16 protein-coding genes are annotated in these 15,576 nt (G+C 67.7%); 7 read left to right on the top strand and 9 right to left on the bottom strand.

Features of this window, described 5'->3' with window-relative positions:
• Positions 1 to 25: 25 nt before the first annotated feature.
• Positions 26 to 1,723, bottom strand: a complete 1,698-nt coding sequence (locus HBF26_RS16570; RefSeq protein WP_167128996.1) for a proline--tRNA ligase — start codon at positions 1,721 to 1,723, stop codon at positions 26 to 28.
• A gap of 69 nt (positions 1,724 to 1,792) precedes the next feature.
• The gene (locus HBF26_RS16565; protein ID WP_167128994.1) at positions 1,793 to 2,212 is read right to left on the bottom strand and encodes a DUF4124 domain-containing protein; all 420 of its coding nucleotides are present in this window, start codon (positions 2,210 to 2,212) and stop codon (positions 1,793 to 1,795) included.
• Positions 2,213 to 2,366: 154 nt separating this feature from the next.
• Between HBF26_RS16565 and pssA the strand changes: the two genes are divergently transcribed.
• Genes pssA through rimI form a run of 3 tightly spaced genes read left to right on the top strand, consistent with a single transcriptional unit; the run spans position 2,367 to position 4,103 of the window.
• Positions 2,367 to 3,149: a CDP-diacylglycerol--serine O-phosphatidyltransferase gene (pssA, locus tag HBF26_RS16560; RefSeq protein WP_167128992.1), complete on the top strand. Its 783-nt coding sequence runs from the start codon at positions 2,367 to 2,369 to the stop codon at positions 3,147 to 3,149.
• Positions 3,150 to 3,154: 5 nt separating this feature from the next.
• A complete protein-coding gene (locus HBF26_RS16555; protein ID WP_338039695.1) occupies positions 3,155 to 3,619 on the top strand; it encodes a hypothetical protein in 465 nt (154 codons plus the stop codon).
• Positions 3,620 to 3,623: 4 nt separating this feature from the next.
• Positions 3,624 to 4,103: a ribosomal protein S18-alanine N-acetyltransferase gene (gene rimI, locus HBF26_RS16550; RefSeq protein WP_167128990.1), complete on the top strand. Its 480-nt coding sequence runs from the start codon at positions 3,624 to 3,626 to the stop codon at positions 4,101 to 4,103.
• Between the two features lie 13 nt (positions 4,104 to 4,116).
• Here the strand turns inward: rimI and HBF26_RS16545 are convergent, their stop codons facing one another.
• Entirely contained in the window at positions 4,117 to 6,600 is a 2,484-nt protein-coding gene (locus tag HBF26_RS16545; RefSeq protein WP_167128988.1) for an FtsX-like permease family protein, read from the bottom strand.
• A complete protein-coding gene (locus HBF26_RS16540) occupies positions 6,597 to 7,283 on the bottom strand; it encodes an ABC transporter ATP-binding protein (protein ID WP_167128987.1) in 687 nt (228 codons plus the stop codon). The genes HBF26_RS16545 and HBF26_RS16540 overlap by 4 nt, the downstream gene beginning before the upstream one ends.
• Between HBF26_RS16540 and HBF26_RS16535 the strand changes: the two genes are divergently transcribed.
• From HBF26_RS16535 to HBF26_RS16525, 3 genes are all read left to right on the top strand, one after another.
• Entirely contained in the window at positions 7,282 to 7,893 is a 612-nt protein-coding gene (locus HBF26_RS16535; RefSeq protein WP_167128985.1) for an arylesterase, read from the top strand. The two genes, HBF26_RS16540 and HBF26_RS16535, sit on opposite strands and share 2 nt — an antisense overlap.
• 118 nt (positions 7,894 to 8,011) lie before the next feature.
• Positions 8,012 to 8,740, top strand: coding sequence for a response regulator transcription factor (locus HBF26_RS16530; RefSeq protein WP_029213612.1), 729 nt, complete (start codon positions 8,012 to 8,014; stop codon positions 8,738 to 8,740).
• Positions 8,741 to 8,766: 26 nt separating this feature from the next.
• On the top strand, positions 8,767 to 9,759 hold the full coding sequence (locus HBF26_RS16525; protein ID WP_167128983.1) for a sensor histidine kinase: 993 nt from the start codon (positions 8,767 to 8,769) through the stop codon (positions 9,757 to 9,759).
• Positions 9,760 to 9,789: 30 nt separating this feature from the next.
• On the opposite strand, the gene HBF26_RS16520 is transcribed toward HBF26_RS16525, so the two are convergent.
• The 5 genes from HBF26_RS16520 to HBF26_RS16500 form a co-directional block, all read right to left on the bottom strand.
• Positions 9,790 to 10,260 carry a TlpA family protein disulfide reductase gene (locus HBF26_RS16520; RefSeq protein ID WP_167128980.1) on the bottom strand — a complete coding sequence of 157 codons (471 nt, stop codon included), beginning with the start codon at positions 10,258 to 10,260 and terminating at the stop codon, positions 9,790 to 9,792.
• Positions 10,260 to 11,444, bottom strand: coding sequence for a sialidase family protein (locus HBF26_RS16515; protein WP_240151396.1), 1,185 nt, complete (start codon positions 11,442 to 11,444; stop codon positions 10,260 to 10,262). The genes HBF26_RS16520 and HBF26_RS16515 overlap by 1 nt, the downstream gene beginning before the upstream one ends.
• Positions 11,441 to 12,022, bottom strand: a complete 582-nt coding sequence (locus HBF26_RS16510) for a response regulator transcription factor (RefSeq protein WP_167128978.1) — start codon at positions 12,020 to 12,022, stop codon at positions 11,441 to 11,443. Before HBF26_RS16510 ends, HBF26_RS16515 begins: the two co-directional genes overlap by 4 nt.
• On the bottom strand, positions 12,019 to 13,281 hold the full coding sequence (locus HBF26_RS16505; protein ID WP_167129102.1) for an ATP-binding protein: 1,263 nt from the start codon (positions 13,279 to 13,281) through the stop codon (positions 12,019 to 12,021). The genes HBF26_RS16510 and HBF26_RS16505 overlap by 4 nt, the downstream gene beginning before the upstream one ends.
• A gap of 71 nt (positions 13,282 to 13,352) precedes the next feature.
• Positions 13,353 to 14,888: a peptide MFS transporter gene (locus HBF26_RS16500; protein ID WP_167128975.1), complete on the bottom strand. Its 1,536-nt coding sequence runs from the start codon at positions 14,886 to 14,888 to the stop codon at positions 13,353 to 13,355.
• 294 nt (positions 14,889 to 15,182) lie between these two features.
• Here HBF26_RS16500 and HBF26_RS16495 point away from each other — a divergent pair, with 294 nt between their 5' ends.
• A complete protein-coding gene (locus tag HBF26_RS16495; RefSeq protein WP_167128972.1) occupies positions 15,183 to 15,554 on the top strand; it encodes a diacylglycerol kinase in 372 nt (123 codons plus the stop codon).
• The last annotated feature ends 22 nt before the right edge of the window (positions 15,555 to 15,576 follow it).

Raw genomic sequence — 15,576 nt, 5'->3', positions numbered from 1 at the left:
GGTGGGGAGATCAGCCCAAGCGGGGTCAGCCCAGCAGGGCGAACAGTTCCTCGCGGGTCACGTTGCGCGCTTCGGCGTCCGTGCGGGCGCGGTATTCGAACGTGCCAGCCTCGAGGCCGCGGCTGCTCACCACAACGCGATGCGGAATACCGATCAGCTCCATGTCCGCGAACATCGGGCCGGGGCGGAGACCACGATCGTCCAGCAGAGTGTCGATCCCCGCCTGCGACAGGGCCTGGTAAAGCGATTCGGCTGCTTCGGACACCGCCGCGTCGTTCTTCGGATTGATCATGCATACCGCCACGCGCCAGGGTGCCATGGCTTCGGGCCACACGATGCCGGCCTCGTCGTGGCTCTGCTCGATGGCCGCCGCGACGATGCGGCTGACGCCGATGCCGTAGCAACCCATGTACATCGTGCGCATCTTGCCCTGGTCGTCGAGCACGCCCGCACCCATGGCTTCGGCATACTTCTGGCCGAGCTGGAAGATGTGACCCACCTCGATACCGCGGCCGAGACGAATGGTGCCCTTGCCATCGGGCGAGGCGTCGCCGTCCACTACCTTGCGGATGTCCGCAACACGCGTGATCCGTGCGTCGCGCTGCCAGTTCGCGCCGGTGAAGTGCGTGCCGTCCTGATTGCCGCCACACACGAAGTCCGCCAGCACCGCGGCGCTGCGGTCGACGATGACGGGAATCGATTCGGGCAACCCCACGGGGCCGATGAAGCCGGGGCGTGCACCGGTGGCGGCGAGGATGTCCGCTTCGCTCGCCAGTTCGGACTCGTCGGGCATCTCGGGAAGATGGGCCACCTTCACTTCGTTGATCTCGTGGTCGCCGCGCACGCAAAGGGCGACGAGGCCTTCGCGGCCGCGGACGAGGATCGTCTTCACCACCTGCGTGGCCGGCACGCCCAGGAAGGCGCTGACTTCCTCGATCGTGCGCTGCGTGGGCGTGTCTACCCGCGTCAAGGCCGCTGTGGGCGCGGGGCGTTCGGTGGCCGGCGCGAGGGCTTCCGCCTTCTCGATGTTCGCCGCATAGGGCGATGCGTCCGAGAAGGCGAGGGCGTCTTCGCCAGCATCGGCCAGCACCTGGAACTCGTGGCTGGCGCTGCCACCGATGGCGCCGGTGTCCGCGTCGACCGCGCGGAATGCCAGGCCAAGGCGGGTGAAGATGCGCGAATACGCCGTGTACATCACGTCGTACGTCTCACCGAGCGATTCCGGTGTGAGGTGAAACGAGTAGGCGTCCTTCATGAGGAACTCGCGCGCGCGCATCACGCCGAAACGGGGCCGGATCTCGTCGCGGAACTTGGTCTGGATCTGGAACACGTTGAGCGGCAGCTGCTTGTAGCTCTTCAGCTCGTTGCGCGCGAAGTCGGTCACGACCTCCTCGTGCGTGGGGCCGTAGCAGTAGTCCTGCTCCTTGCGGTCCTTCATCTTCAGCAGTTGTCCGCCGAATTTTTCCCAGCGACCGGTTTCTTCCCAGAGTTCGCGCGGCTGCACCGACGGCATCAGCATTTCCACCGCGCCGGCGCGAACCATTTCCTCGCGGACCACGTTTTCGACCTTGCGCATCACGCGCAGGCCGAGCGGCGTCCACGTATAGAGACCGGAGGCGAGCTTGCGGATCATGCCGGCGCGCAGCATCAGCTGGTGGCTGGCGATTTCCGCGTCGGCGGGGACTTCCTTGACGGTGGCGAGGTGAAACTTGCTGAGGCGCATCGGCGAGCGGTCCGTACGGTAAAGGCGGGATTATAGGTGGTTTTCCCAGCCGCCCCGTACCGAAGGAACCTATTTGCAGTACAGGGTCATCTGGGCTTGCGTGGTTTCGATCTGGCGCTTGCGGCCGGCGTCGTCGAGCGGGACCTGCCCCCCCTTGCCGTCGTCCACCGAAACCTGCTGCGGTTTCGCAAGGGTTTCCATGTTGGACTTCAGCGTGGCGCAGAGTTTGGCCCGGTTCTCCGGTGTGTCGGCGGTCGGCCCGGCAGACGGTTTTTCCGGCTCCGGCTTGGCGGCCGGTGGCGGTGGCGGGGTCTGGCCGGCCGGCGGGACGACGCTGCCGGTGGTCTTCACCTTGTCGTATTTGGTGCCCGCGGGTGGCGGCGAGTCGGCGTAATGCGTGACGCCCTGGGCGTCCTTCCACTTGTAGGCCTGGGCAAAAGCCAGCGGGCAGGCCGCGAGCAGGACGGCAAGGGTGACGATTCGGCGCATGCGAGGGCCATCCGGCGGAAGGTGTGTCGGAAACAAGTATCACCCGGCACCAGGCCGTGCAAGCGACACAGTTCCCGGTTCCGCGCGGGGAGGCGCCAGACTGACGCTTCACCGCGGCTGGGCTACACTGGCGGCCCATGTCACGGAATGGCCCATGAGCGATCCGATCCAAGTCCGGGCGCCGCGTCATCGCGGCATCTACCTGCTTCCGAACCTGTTCACGACGGGCGCGATGTTCGCCGGTTTCTACGCGATCGTCTCCGCCATCGGGGGACATTACGCGGTAGCCGCGCTGGCGGTGTTCGTGGCGGGCATCCTCGACGGCATGGACGGACGCGTCGCGCGGCTCACGAATACGCAGAGCGAATTCGGCGTGCAGTACGACTCGCTGTCCGATCTGGTCAGCTTCGGTCTGGCGCCGGCACTCGTCATGTATACCTGGGCCCTTTCCTCGCTGGCCGCCTACGGGCCGGTGTGGGGGAAGATCGGCTGGGCGGCGGCCTTCATTTACGCCGTGTGCGCCGCGCTGCGTCTCGCACGCTTCAACACGCAGGTGGGCGTGGCCGACAAGCGCTATTTCCAGGGTCTGGCAAGTCCGGCGGCAGCCGGTCTGTGCATGTCGTTCGTCTGGACGATGGAAAAATTCGACATTCCCGGCCCTTCCGTGGCGTTCTTCGCGATGCCGCTGGCGGTGATCGCCGGCCTGCTGATGGTCAGCAACGTACGTTACTTCAGCTTCAAGGCCTGGCCGAAGGGCGATCGCGTTCCCTTCATCTGGCTCATTGCCGCCGTGCTGATCGTGGTGTTGCTGCTCGTCGACACGGCGCGCGTGCTGTTCGCGGTGGCGGTAATCTACACGGTGTCGGGCCCTGTCATGACCCTTTGGGGGCGGGCCACGCGGCGCCGCCGTGCCCGCCGCGCCAGGGTGCCGGAGTAATCCACGTGGCTGCCGCTCCCGACCGACGCCAGCGCCTGCTCAAGGTCATGGGCATCACGCCCTGGCGGTTGCGCACCGGGCCGGTGGCGTCCGGGACGGAAGCCGTTCCGGCAAACGACGCGACGGGTACGGTACAGACGGCCTGCGTCGTGGTGCTTCCCGCGGGGGCCAGCGCGCGGGAACTGGATCTCGTGGGCCGCGCCTTGCGTGCCTATGGCCCGGCCACCGGTCGCGCCGCGCGACTGGAAGCCGGTGAACGCGGGCTGGGTGACATTCCTGTGGCCAAGGCGTACATCGTCTTCGGCGAGGCGCAGGCAAAGGCGCTGGGCCGGAACCTTCCCGCGGCGGTGATGAGCGCCGCGCAGATCCTGCTGGTCGACACGCCGGCCGCGATCCTCACGGACCCGGCGGCGAAGCGCCGTCTGTGGAACGGACTGCGTACCCTCGGACCGACCCTGCGCGGAGCCTGACCCGATGGTCGCCGTGGCACGCCCGTCCACCGAGATTCGCGCCATGCGCCGCGACGATCTCGACGCTGTGGTCGCCCTCGAACACGCCTCGTACGAATTTCCCTGGAGCGCCGGCATTTTCCGCGACTGCCTCCAGGCAGGCCATAACTGCTGGGTCATCCTGCACGAGGGCGAGATCGCCGGTTACGGCATCCTTTCAGTGGCGGCCGGCGAGGCGCACGTGCTCAACGTGTGCATCGGCAACGCCCATCGCGGATTGGGCTACGGCCGCCGCATGATGCGCCGCCTCATCGATCTCGCCCGTTGGTATGGCGCGGAGCGGATCTTCCTGGAGGTGCGTCCGTCGAATCCCGTCGCCAAGGCGCTTTACGACTCGCTCGGTTTCACCGAGATCGGGCGTCGCCCCTCGTACTACCCGGCAAGGGGAGGCCGCGAGGACGCGATCGTGATGTCGCTGGAAATGCGGGCCGACGGCGCGAGCTGACCGCCCCGCGGGGTCACCCCTCGCGCAGCAAAGCCATCGGTGAGGTGCGTACCACCTTGCGCGTGCCGAAGAGTCCTATCGCCATGACCACGAACGCGGCCAGCGCGGCGGCGCCGATAAGCGGCCACAGGGGCGGCACGAAGTTCTCGATGCGAAACACCGCGTTGCCCAGCCACAGGCCGGCACCCAGGGCGCCAAGCGCCGCGGTCAGGCCGGCGACAAGACCGAGCAGGGCGAATTCGCAGGCGGCCGCGGCGCGAAGTTGCGCCCGCGTGGCGCCCAGCGTACGCAGCAGCGCGGCCTCCTTGCGTCGTTCCTGCGCGCTCGCCGCCAGGGCTGCGGCGAGCACGAGCGCGCCCGCGAGCAGGCTGAAGCCGAGCACCCAACGAACGGCGCCGCCGACGCGATCGACGATCTCGCGTACACGGTCGAGCAGCGCGTCGACGTCGATCAGGCTCAGGTTGCCGAAGTCGCGCGATACCTTCGCCAGTCGATCGCCACGTCCACGCGGAAGGTAGAAGCTCGTCAGCCACGTGTGCGGCAACTGATCCGCATGCGCGGGATCGAGCATGAGGAAGAAGTTCACGCGGAACGAACTCCAGTCCACCTTGCGCACGCTGCTTACCTTCGCGTCCAACGTACCTTCGCCCACTTCGAAGCTGAGCGTGTCGCCGATCTTCAACTGGTAGCGGTCGCGCCACGAGGTGTCGACGGAGACCTCCGCCTGGGAAGGCGCCGGGCCCGCCCAGGTACCTTCCACCACCTGATTCGAAGGCGGCAACTCCGCGGCCCACGACAGGCGTAGCTGGCGGTCCGCCGAATCCTTCGCGTCATCGTTGGCGAAGGCGATGCTGTCGATCGGTTTTCCGTTGATCGCGGTGAGCTTGCCCACGGCGAGGGGCATCATGTTGGTGCGGGTGGCACCCATGTCGCCCAATGCCTTGGTGAATGCCGCGCGCTGGTCGTCCTGGAGGTTCAGCGCGAACCAGTTGGGCGTGTCGGCAGGCAGTTCGCGCCGCCAGCCTTCGAGCAGGGAAGGCGCGACGACGGCCAGCAGGAGGAGGGCGCACAGCCCCAGCGAGAGCGCGGTGGCCTGCACCAGCGAAAGACCGCGCCGGCGGGCGAGGGCCGCAAGGCCGAGACGGAGCGCCGGATGCGCGCCGGGCGCCACGCGGCGCGCGATGACCAGCAGCAGCGCGGAGAGCAGCGCGGCCACCACCGCCACGCCGGCGAGCGTGGCGGCGAGAATGCCCGCCAGCTTCGCGGAATCGCTCTGCACCCACACCAGCAGCACGGCGGTGACCAGCGGCACGAGGTAGAGGGCATCGAACCGGCGCACGCGCCGCTGCATGGATTCGCGGAAGACGGCCACCGGGGGCACCTCCGCGAGGCGCACGAGGGGCGGGAGGGCGAAACCGGCCAGCACGGCGAGGCCCATCGCGGCCGCCGCGAACGCGGGTCCGAGCGGGAGGGTGGTGGGAATGTTGTCGAACAGCTGGCGGGCGAAGTACCACGCGCCTTGCGCGAGCCCCAGCGCGATGGCCATGCCCAGCGCGGCGGCGGGCAAGGCCAGCGCGGCCAGGGTCGTGACCAGCAGTGCCGCCACGCGCCGGCGGGGCGTGCCCAGGGCGCGCAGCAGGGCGACCTCGCCGGCCTTGCGGCGCGCGTAGCGCGCGGCGGCAAGGGCGATGGCCACACCAGCCAGCAAGGCGGAAAGCAGCGCGGTGAGGCGGAGGAAGGCGCTGGCGCGATCGAACGCGGTGCGCATCCGCTCCTGCATCTTTTCGGGCGTGATGAGCTCGGCACCCGCGGGCAGATCGCTGCCTTCGAGGTCGCTGCGCCACGCGGCGACCGCGGCCGGCGAGCCGGACACCAGCAGGCGGTGGCGTGCGCGGCTGCCCACGGACAGCAAGCCGGCGTCGTTGGCGTCGTCGAGGTTCATGAGCGCGCGGGGCGCGAGCGCGAACAACTCCCCGCCGTCGGGCTGGCGCAGGAGCTCCGCGGCCACTGCGAGGTCGCGCCCGCCGATCTGGACGGTCTGGCCGGGGCGGATGCCCAGACCCACCATGGCGCGATGGTCCAGGAACACCTGCCCTCGCGGCGGACCATGCGCCACGCGGTCGCGCCCGTCAGCCCCTCGCACTTCCAGCGTGCCCCTCAGGGGATAGACGCCGTCCGTGGCGAGCACGTCGAGCAATTGGCTGTGCTCTCCGACGAAAGCCACGCTGCGGAACGCGGCGCCCCGGGTGGCCGTCAGTCCGTCGGCTTGTGCCGAGCGCAGCATCGCATCCGGCAGCGGCGCCGGGGCGCTCACCCCGAGGTCGCCGCCGATCAGTTCGGCGGCGCTGGCGAGGATGCCGCGTTCGATGCGCGTGGAAAGGGTGGCGACGACGCCAAGGGCGATGACCGCCAGTACGAGCGAAGCGGCCAGGGTGCGCAGTTCGACCAGATGCCATTCGCGGCGCAGCGTGCGAAGAGCGAGCCGGGCGACGTTCACGCGGGCACTCCGAGGCGTCCTTCGTGCAATTCGGCGGAACGGGCACAACGTGCCGCGAGCCGGGCGTCGTGGGTCACGAGGATGAGGGTGGTCGCGTGCTGCCGGTTCATCTCGAACAGGAGGTCGCCCACGTGTTCGCCCGTGTGCTGGTCGAGGTTGCCGGTGGGCTCGTCGGCGAAAAGGATGCGTGGGCGATGCACGAACGCCCTCGCCAGCGCGACGCGTTGCTGCTCGCCGCCGGAGAGCTGGGCGGGGTAATGTTTGCGGCGGGCACCGAGGCCCACCGCATCCAGTGCCGCATGCGCCCGCTCGCGCGCCGTGTCGTCGCCCTCCAGCTCCATCGGCAGCATTACGTTTTCCTCCGCCGTCAGCGCCGGGAGGAGGTGGAAGGACTGGAACACGAAGCCCACCAGGCGGCGTCGTACCGCGGCCCGGGCTTCCTCGTCCATGCTCTCCAGGGCCTGCCCGTCGAGCCGGATGCTGCCGGCGGTGGGAACGTCGAGCCCGGCAAGCAATCCCAGCAAGGTGGTCTTCCCCGAGCCGGAAGCGCCGACGATGGCGAAGCTCTCGCCGGCCGCCACCCGCAGATTCACCCCGGAAAGGATGTCCAGCTGCCCCTCCGGTCCGAAAACCGACTTGCTAACATCCGCCACTTCGAGAAGAACACTGGAAGAATCGCTCATGCGTCGTTGCCTGGTCCTGTTGCTGTTCGTCTGGTGCGCCATCGCCTCCGCGGCGGAGGCGCCGCGCAAGGTGCTGGTGCTCGGGGACTCGTTGTCGGCGGCGCACAACATTCCGGTGGAAGCCGGCTGGGTGCGTCTGCTGGACGCGCGCACCTCGAAGATGGCGACGCCATGGACGATGGTCAATGCCAGCATCAGCGGGGAAACCTCCCTGAGTGGCAGGAACCGCCTGCCGGCCCTGCTGGCGAAGCAGCGGCCGGGCGTCGTGGTGATCGAACTGGGGGCCAACGACGGTCTCCAGGGCCTGCCCCTGACCCAGCTGGCAGCCAACCTCGACGCCATGATCGAGGCGGCCAAGGCGGCGGGGGCGAAAGTTCTCCTCCTGGGCATCGAGTTGCCGGTGAACTACGGGCCACAGTACCGCGACGGCTTGCGCAAGGTTTACGCGGACGCCGCGAAGAAGCACGGGGCTTCGCTCGTGCCGTTCCTGCTCGACGGCGTTGCGCTCGACGCCGCGCTCATGCAGGACGACGGCCTGCATCCGAAGGCCGCCGGCGAACCTCGGGTGGCGGAGAATGTGTGGAAAGCGCTTAGTCCGATGCTCCATTAAACGACGCTTCGTCCACGTAATCGTCCGCACAATGAACATTGTTTTCGGTCTTCACGCTGCTCTCACCGGCCCGGCCGTTAACTCTTCACATTTGTGAATCACCAGAGGAGTGGAGCAGATGAGCACACGCGACGAACAGGCTGGACTGATCCTTCTCGTCGAGGACAATCGCCAGATCGCCGAAATGGTCGGCGAATTCCTGGAGCGCCGCGGCTATTCGGTGGATTACGCCGCCGACGGCGTCAGTGGCCTGCATCTCGCCGTTTCCAACAGCTATGACGTCATCGTCCTCGATCTCATGCTTCCGGGTATGGACGGCCTGGACGTCTGCCGGAAGCTGCGCAAGGACGGCAAGAAGTCCACGCCGGTGCTCATGCTCACCGCGCGGGACACCCTGGAAGACAAGCTGGTGGGCCTGGAGGCCGGTGCCGACGACTACCTCGTGAAGCCCTTCGAAGTGCGCGAGCTGGAAGCCCGCTTGCGCGCGCTGATTCGCCGCGATCGCCGCCAGGTTTCCTCGGAAGTGCTGAACGTCGGCGACATGACCCTCGACACGGCTACCCTGCGCCTGACCCGTGGTGGCCAGGAGCTCACGGTGTCGCCGATCGGCCTGAAGCTGCTCGCCATCCTCATGCGCGAATCGCCGCGGGTCGTCAGCCGCCGCGATATCGAGCGGGAGATCTGGGGCGACACGCTTCCCGACTCCGACACGCTGCGCTCGCACCTGTACAACCTGCGCCGCGTGATCGACAAGCCGTTCGACCGCCCATTGCTGCACACCATCCACTCCGCTGGATACCGTCTGGCGGACCTCGATTCCGAAGTCGCCGCGTCGCAGACGGCATGAAGCGGGAGCAGCACCAGGTCTGATCGATGGAAGGCAGGTCATCGCAGGGTAAACGGCGTCGGCGCGGCTCGTTCCGCGTACGCGTCGCCGTCGTCTTCGCGCTCCAGACGATCGTCATGATCACCGCGTCGCTCATGGCCGCGAACAATGTCGCGCCCATCGGCGCGGCGATCGCGATCATGCTTTGCTCGGGCGCGCTCGCCTGGATCGCCGTGTCGCGCGAGTGGATTCCCGTGGCGGCGCTGGCGCGGCTCCTGGACGCATGGGACCCGGAAAAGCCGGACATGGCCGGCCTGGACCGCGAGGGCGGGAAGCATTCCGACGGCGACGTGTCGTCGCTGATCCGCGGATTGCACGGGTTGGCCAGCCGCATCGAAGGCTACAGCGAGCGCGAGCGCAACTTCACCCGCGACGCCAGCCACGAACTGCGGAGCCCCCTGACCGTCATCAAGATGTCTTCGGACATGCTGGCCGACGAGACGGAACTCTCCGACGTGGGCTACCGCTCGCTGGAGCGTATCCGTCGCTCCACCCGCGAGCTCGAGGCACTGGTGGAGGCTTTCCTTATCCTCTCGCGCGAGTCCGATCAAGGCCTTGCGGAGGAAGACTTCGTGGTGAACACGGTGCTTCGCCAGGAAGTGGATTACGCGCGAGAACTGATCGCGGGACGCCCGGTCGAACTGGTGCTCGACGAGCCGGCGAGCTTTGCCTTGCACGCGTCGCCGCGTGTGTTCGCCGTGCTTTGCGGGCAGCTGATCCGGCACGCCCTGCAGCAGACCGACCAAGGCACGATCATGGTCACCGTCATGCCGGGCAGCGTCAGTGTGATCAACCCGGCGCTCGACGTGCCGGAGGCGGGCAGCCGCCGGCATGCGTCCGTGGACCGGCACGGCTTCGACCTTGCCATCGCGCGCCGCCTGTCCGACCGCTTCCAGTGGCCGCTCGAACTGCGCTCGCTCCCGGGAGCCAACCGCGTCGCGAGCGTGCGTTTCCCGCATCCGCAGCCGGTGGAATCCTGATGTAGGAGCGCGCCAGGGCGCGCGCACACCTCAGCGCAGAAGCTTTTCCACGTGCGATACGTCCAGTGCGCCGCTGTAAGCCCTGCGCGTACCGTCCGCCTTGATCACGAGCGTTCGCGGTGTCTCGCCACCCCAGGCCGGGTCGATCAGGAAGTTGAGCCGGTCCGGCGTCGACTCCGCGTAGGCACGGGAAGGCACGTCGTCCAGTTTCGCGGCTTTCAAGCGCGCTTCGAGGGCGGTGGACTGGCTCAGCGGATCCGTGGCGACGAAGACAAGGTCGACATCGGCATGGTTGCGCTGGTAAGCGCGCAGGGAGGAAAGGTTCTGTTCGCAGTACGCGCAATCCAGCGACCAGATGGCGACGAGCCGCGCGCCTTTCGCCGGCACGGCCAGCAGCGCGGCGACGTCGTCCGTGCCGAGGGCTTGCGGCGCCCCCGCGAAGGCGGGCATGGCCGCCGCCAGCGAGAGCGCGCAAGCGCAGACAATGGCGAAGCGTTGCATTACAGCGCCTCCGTCGGCACGAGGCGGAACTGACCGTTCGGATTCCATGCGACGAAGGCACGATGCTGCCAGAGCACCAGCTTCGGCCAGCCCGATGCGTCGCTCGTGTGTGCGATGGCCCGGGGCTCGCCGAAGGTGTCGCCGCCATCGTTGGACTCGCGCAGCATCAGGTCGAGGCCTTTCGCGGAAACCTGATGGTAGGCGACCCACACCCGTTTGCCGTCCGCGACCAGGTCGGCATGCGATGCGCCTGCGCCTGCCACTTTTGCAAGGTGCGCGGGTTCGCGGCCGGGCTGGAGCTGTCCGTACCAGATGCTGGCGTTCCCACCGGCCGCGCTGAACCATACCGCGTGACGCACGCCGGAGCCGTCGATGGCCAGCGAAGGCCCATGATGCGGACAGCCCTCGATATGCCATTGGGTGAACGTCGCACGCTGCACGTTCGGTGTGCCGTCGCCGACAGGCAGGGCGGCATAGGCGTGGTCGCGGATGTTGTCGCCGTAGATCGCGCGGAAGAAGGCATCGATGCGGCCGTCCGGCGCGCGTGCCAGCGCGATGCGGCAGCATTCACAGCTTTGGTCGACGATCTTGCGCTCGGGTGCGAACGCCGCGCCGCGGTCGGTCGACCAGGTGTAGTAGGTGGCGGCCCCGAGATAGGGCTTGCCCTTGGCTTTTGCCGCTTCGAGGTCGCGCTTGTCGATCCACGCGATTACGACGTCGCCCTTGCCGTCAACGGCAAGCGAATCGAACCGGTGGGTGATCTCCGCAGTGTCCCGATGCACCGTCTTCGGCTCGTCGAAGTGCGCGCCGCCGTCGAGCGAGCGGGAGAAACGGACGAAGCCGGTCCACGGCAGCTTGCGCGGCTGCGACCAGCTCACGTAAAGCTCCCCGTTGGGGCCCAGCGCGATCTTCGGCCGGTTCTCGCCTTCGGCGTAAAGCGGTTCGCCCACGGGATTGACGATGGTCGACGTCGCGAAGCTGCGGCCCATGTCGTCGGACCGGCGCGCGCGCACATGCTCGCCCACCGTGTCCACCACCCAAAGGTGTCCCTGCGCGTCCATCGCCGCGTCGAAACCCAGGGGCGCCTCGTGGCCCATGGCCATGCCGGACATGCCGTCATGCGCATGCGCGCCGCCTGCCAGCGCAAGAAGGGCCACGCACAGAAAAGGCTTGATCGGGGTCATCGGTCGTCGGTTCGTTCGCGCACGGGATGCTTGCTCAGCTTGCGCTGCAAGGTACGGCGATGCATGCCAAGGCGGCGTGCGGTCTCCGAGATGTTGCCTTCGCATTCGGTCAGCACGCGTTGGATGTGCTCCCACTCCAGCCGGCGCAACGGCAGGGGGGCGTCAGGGGCGTCCACGAGGTCGTCGAGGTCGCCGGGGCCGCTGTCGCCGTCGAGCAGCGCCCGGACCACGGCATCGGCGTCCACCGGCTTCGCGAGGTAATCGTGCGCGCCGCGCTTGATCGCTTCCACCGCCGTGGCGATGGAGGCATAGCCGGTGAGCAGGAGCACCCGCATGTCGGGGACGAGTGCCTGCAGTTCCGGTATCAGCCGCAGGCCGTTCTCCTCGCCCAGCTTGAGGTCGAGCACGCAGTAGCGCGGCTGGTGTCGCCGCGCCAGCGCGCGGGCGTCGTCGGCGTTGTCGCTGCTGATGACCTCGAAGCCGCGGGAGGTGAGCGCCCGGCCGAGAACGCGGGCGAACGTGGCATCGTCGTCCACGATCAAAAGGGGGCGTCCCGACGGAGGGGCGAGCTCGTTCATGCGTAGTCTCCAATGACCCTGAGGGGCAAGCGCAGGCGCATCTCGGCGCCGTGCCCGGTGTTGCTCGCGGCAAGTTCGCCGTCCAGTCGTTCCGCCGTGGCCTCGGCCAAGGCGAGACCCAGTCCCAGGCCCGTGGCCTTCTGCGAGAGGCCAAGCGTGCCGAGCTCGTCGAATTCGTCGAATCCGGGACCTTCGTCGGTGACCGTGAGCTCCAGCCACTGCTCCACCACGCCGATGCGCAGATGGACCGCCGTGCTCTCGTTCATGGCCGACGCGTCGGCGGCGTTGTTGAGCAGGTTGATGAGGGCGTGCCGCAGCCCCGGCGGCGAGCGCAGCGCGATGCGCCCGGCGCCCGGTTCGAGGGTGACGGTGACGTCCGCTTCGGGCCGCAGCAGCTGGAAGCGCTCGAGGCATACGTGCACGAACTCGTCCAGCGTGAGGCGTTCCGGCACCTGCGACAGTTGTGCCTGGCCGAAGGCCACCATCTCGCGCAGGATGGTGCGGCAGCGCTCCACCTGGCCGTCGAGCAGGTCCAGGTCTTCGCCCAGTGCGTTGTCCGTTGCGTGCTCGCGACGAATTTCCGGGAGCAGCGTGCGCATGGTGGAAAGGGGTGTGTTCAGTTCGTGCGCGGCACCGGCCGCCTGCGTGGCGATGGCGAGGATGCCTTCGTCGCGCAGCGCGCGCTCGCGCACGCGCTGCACCTCGCCCTGCTGGACGCGGAGGGCCTTTGCCAGGTTGCTGATGAACACCCCGAGGAGGATCGCCATGATGACGAAGTTGACGCCCATGCCTGCCACGTAGAGATCGAAATCCTGGCTCTTGTCGCCCAGCGTCGGCAGGGGAAGGTGGTAAGGCACCAGCAACACGTAGGCCACGCCGGTGAGGATCGCGACGAGCGACACGCCGGGCACGGAAAGCGCCGCCGCGGACAGGGCGATGGGTACCAGCAGCAGCGTCACGAAAGGATTGGCGGCGCCGCCTGTGCAGTAGAGCAGGTAACCCAGCACCAGCGTATCGGCGGCGATGTGCACGATGGCCTCGCCTTCGCTCACCTTCCAGGGCATACCCAGGCGGAAGGAGGCCGCGGCCGCGAACACGGCGAGCACGCAGACGCCGATCATGAGCGGCAGCAGCGGTACGTCCAGCTTGAGCAGCGTGATGCAGGTGAGGATCGCCACGCTCTGGCCGGCGATCGCGCAAAGGCGCAGCCAGGCGAGGGTACGGGCAAGGGCGAAGGGACCGGAGCGGGACGATGGCATAGGCAGGATGTCGCTCACGGTGGTCTTGTCGTGGCGTGAGGGCCGCGCCTCGCGGCGCGGCCCCTAAGCCGTCACAGGTCTTCGTTGTGCACGGGCGGTATCGGCGGCAAGGCCGACAGCGCGTGGTTGGCGGAAAGCTTCTTCATCAACGGCAGCATCGCCACGGCGATGACCGTGCAGCCCACGCCCACGAAGCCGAGCTTGTTGAACAGGCTGGTGTAGATGGGCAGCGACTGCAGCGGATCGGTGATGTTGTCGGGAATGGCCGCGAAGTTGGCCACCACGCTGCCCATGTATTGCGCCACGCCGGAAGCCACGTAGTAGGCGCCCATCATGAAGCCGCCCATGCGCGCCGGCACGTAGCGGGCGATCATGGCCAGGCCCAGGCCGCTCACCAGCACTTCGCCGAGCGAGTAGAGGCCGTAACCCCACACCATGTACCACGACGAGATCGCGCCGTTCACGGCCGTGGTGGCGCCCAGGCCATACATGAAGAAGCCGGCGGCCACGGCGGCGAAGCCGAGGGCGAACTTGGCGGCAACCGGGAAATCCTTGCCGTGCCTGCCGAGCGAGTTGTAGATCCAGACCAGGATCGGCGAGAGGATCACGATCCAGATGGCGTTGAGCGACTGGAACTGCTCCGGAATCCACCGGAAGATCTCGAAGCCGAAGATGCCGAAGGAAAGGTCGACGTTGCGCTGCGCGAACAGGTTCAGCGAGGTCGACATCTGCTGGTAGAAGATGAAGAAGAAGATCGTCTGGATCGTGAGCACCAGCGCCGCGATGAGGCCCGCGCGCTCGCCCGGTTCGCTGGAGCGGATCAGGTGTACGAAGATGCCGAGGATCACCACGCCGGCGGCGTAGACGCAAAGCTGCGCCACGCCCTGGTTCTGCAGGATGTACGCCGAGACGGCGATGATGGCGATGCCGCCGGCGATCACGCCGAGGACGTTCTTCGCCTTCGCCGGCTGGTAGTCCGGCTCCGAGCCGATATGCGCCAGGGTGCGGCGCATGAAGTAGTAATTGATCAGGCCGAGGATCAGGCCGATGGAGCAGACGCCGAACGCGGTGTGCCAGCCCAGCGCGTCGCCGTAATGTTCGCCGACGTAATCGCGGATCCAGGGCGTGAGCAGCATCGAGATCGTCGAGCCGACGTTCACCGCCATGTAGTAGATGGTGAACGCGCTGTCGATCTTGACCTCGTCGCCTTCGTAGATCTTGCGCACGAGGTTGCCGGCGTTGGGCTTGAACAGGCCGTTGCCGAGGATGATGACGCCCAGCGCGAGGTACAGCGCGTACGCATTGTTGGTCGGGATCCAGAGGAGGGCGTAGCCCATCATCAGCACCACGGCGCCGCTGAGCATGGTGCGGCGCGAACCGAGGAATTTGTCGCCTATCCAGCCGCCGATGGCGGGGGTGGCGTAGATCAGCGCAGAAGCCGCGCCCCAGACGAGGTTGGCGTCGACGTCGGCGAAGCCGAGCTTCTTCACCATGTAGGTGACCATCAGCACCTGCATGCCGTAGAAGCCGAAGCGCTCCCACATCTCGATGAGGAAGACCGTGCTGAAGGACTTGGTCTGTGAAACGGGCGGGTTCTGGATTGCCATGTATTTTCCGGACATTTGGAAACAGCGAGCACGGACGGAGCCGGCTCCCGTCGCCGTGACCCTGAACGGAGTCACAACCGTTCAAGCGTAATACAAATGGTCGGCGCGGTTGTGCTGCGCCGCCAGAGGGGCGCGGCGATTCGCCACGCCAAAGGCCCTAAGCCGGCCGGAAGGCGGCCTGTGGCATCATATCGGGCCGTCCACGACCCCCGGCCCAGCCCCGATGCCGCAGCGCAACCTTTCCACCCGTCAGCTCGCCGCCGGCCCGGCCCCGGCGCGGGCGGCCTGAGCGACATGGCATCCACCGAGCGGCGGGGGCCGCGGCAGATCTACGCGGCCTTCCAGTGGTCGATGCAGGGCCTCAAGGCGTGTTTCCGGCACGAGGCCTCGTTCCGGCTCGAGGTGCTGCTGGCCGTCGTCGTGGTGCCCCTCGGCCTGTGGCTGGGCCACGGCCCCATCGAGAAGATCCTGCTGATCACTTTCCCGGTGCTGGTCCTGTCGGCCGAACTGCTGAACTCGGCCATCGAGGCCGTCGTGGACAAGGTCAGCCCGGAATTTCACGAACTGGCAGGCCGGGCCAAGGACATGGGCTCAGCGGCCGTCTTTCTGCTGTTGGTGATGGTGGTGGTCACCTGGGGCCTGATCCTCCTGCCGCGTTTTTTGTAGGAGCGCGCCCCGCGCGCGACAT

This window comes from Luteibacter jiangsuensis (assembly GCF_011742555.1).
Classification (GTDB): Bacteria; Pseudomonadota; Gammaproteobacteria; order Xanthomonadales; family Rhodanobacteraceae; genus Luteibacter; species Luteibacter jiangsuensis.
Note: the sequence above shows the minus strand (reverse complement) of the source record. Positions and strands in the feature narration are given on the sequence as shown.